Source organism: Methylobacterium sp. E-046, assembly GCF_022829625.1.
Taxonomy (GTDB): domain Bacteria; phylum Pseudomonadota; class Alphaproteobacteria; order Rhizobiales; family Beijerinckiaceae; genus Methylobacterium; species Methylobacterium longum.
On the sequence record NZ_JAKSYP010000269.1, the window covers coordinates 1 to 308 of the forward strand.

General features: G+C 69.2%; 1 pseudogene. It reads right to left on the bottom strand.

Annotated elements, in window-relative coordinates:
- Nucleotides 1–131: 131 nt before the first annotated feature.
- Nucleotides 132–308 (bottom strand): annotated as a pseudogene (locus MKK82_RS29240) (YidB family protein); the annotation flags it as partial.

Below are 308 nucleotides of genomic sequence, written 5' to 3' on the forward strand. Positions count from 1 at the left end.
CGGTCTTGGCCATGGTGGTTTTCCTCGGTTGGAACGTTAACGGTGTTCGTTACGGTCGGGTCGACCGGCGCGACCGCAGGGAACGGGTCCGGACGTGCGTGGGGGGGTGCCTCAGGCGCGCCGCCTAAGCGGGCTGGCAGCCTGCCGTCGGGTGTGTAGCGGTCCACCGCCCATGGAAGCTCCCGGGCGCGCCTGGAAAGCAGTTGGCCGTGCGACAGCCCAGTCTGCCGAGACAGGGCGTCCATGACATCGGGACCGATGGCCTGGCGCAGCTGGGGCGGGGCGATCTCGTGGTTGGGACCGTGGTT